The following is a 1,209-nucleotide window of genomic DNA, read 5'->3' as shown; positions in this document are numbered from 1 at the left end:
TTCCTCTGTCGCAATATCTGTTAATAATGCTTTTGATTTTCCAGTCGGCATTGTGTAACGTTGATTTTGATATCTAAGAGCTGCACTTAATTCTCCATCTGGTCCTCCATATTGAGACATTAAAAATTTTGCCATTTTCAAATCTTTAGATTTCAAATTTATTGGATATTCTAATGTTTTAACATAATACCACATTAAGTCATACCTCCTTATTTATTTTCCCAAGGCCAAGGATTAGATGTCCACGCTTCTGGTTCCTCAACTGACGCAAAACCAAAGTTAGTTAATGGCCCATAGGATTTTTCATATTTGCAAACTAGAAAATCTAATTTTCTAGAAATCTCATTATAATCATCTATAGCTTTTTGATTTCTTGGGAAGTTATCTAAATATAAGTTAAGCTCTACAGAATAAAAAATATATTTCATAATTTTAAATAACAATTCATTTTCGTTCATAATATCACCTCTATAATAATTTATTTTTCACTTTCTACATAAGGTCTATAAAGATCCTTAAAAATTGTCCCTATCTTTAAAGCAATAGTAGGTGGAAGTAACTTTTCATATCTTTGGGGTACTATATATGCCTTGGCATATTTATTATTTCTTCTCACTTTCTCTTCAGTATTCAAATTAATCAACCCTCCTCTTAATGTTTTCTTATTATATACTATGTAGTAATTAATAAATAAGTTACATAATAATATTCTTTTTTAATACTTATATCTTATAATTTTTAATCTTGAGCTTATTATAAAAATTAAATATTTTTATCTGAAACAAAAAAGGCTAGATACTAATTAAATTAATATCTAGCCTTTAATAATTATAAATTCAATAACTTTTCCCAAGTATTTTGACCAACAATTCCGTCTCGTATTAATACCTTATCTTTTTGAAATTTTACTACTGCATTATAAGTAGCCATTCCAAAAACTCCATCTGCTCCATACTTTCCTAAATCATACCCTAAACTTATTAACTTTTCTTGTAGTAACTTAGTTATATTTCCTTTTGTACCTTTCCTTAAAGTAGGACACCCAGCTAATGTATTAGGTCCTGGACAATTATCTACTTTTTGATTACTAAATCCTTGTTTATTACATTCCTCTTGAAGTCTTGCTACCCAATTATCATTATTTAGTTCTTGCTGTAGTTTGCTTACCTCTTCTTTTTTATCTGTCAAATTCTCCATTTTAATTTCATT

General features: G+C 27.7%; 4 protein-coding genes. All 4 read right to left on the bottom strand.

The features are described 5' to 3' along the window. A partial coding sequence (locus I4V51_RS20865; protein WP_195990352.1) for a manganese catalase family protein occupies window positions 1-195 on the bottom strand: 195 nt, incomplete at its 3' end. A 14-nt stretch (window positions 196-209) separates the two neighbouring features. After that, complete coding sequence (locus I4V51_RS20860; protein WP_195990351.1) at window positions 210-458, bottom strand: spore coat protein CotJB; 249 nt, start codon at window positions 456-458, stop codon at window positions 210-212. A gap of 20 nt (window positions 459-478) precedes the next feature. Further along, complete coding sequence (locus I4V51_RS20855) at window positions 479-634, bottom strand: spore coat associated protein CotJA (RefSeq protein ID WP_195990350.1); 156 nt, start codon at window positions 632-634, stop codon at window positions 479-481. A 194-nt stretch (window positions 635-828) separates the two neighbouring features. Continuing rightward, the coding region (locus I4V51_RS20850) for a peptidoglycan-binding domain-containing protein (RefSeq protein ID WP_195990349.1) at window positions 829-1,209 on the bottom strand (381 nt) is incomplete at its 5' end.

Source organism: Clostridium sp. D53t1_180928_C8 (assembly GCF_015667795.1).
Taxonomy (GTDB): Bacteria; Bacillota; Clostridia; order Clostridiales; family Clostridiaceae; genus Clostridium.
The sequence above is the reverse complement of the archived record's forward strand: the minus strand, read 5'-3'. Positions and strand labels throughout refer to the sequence as shown.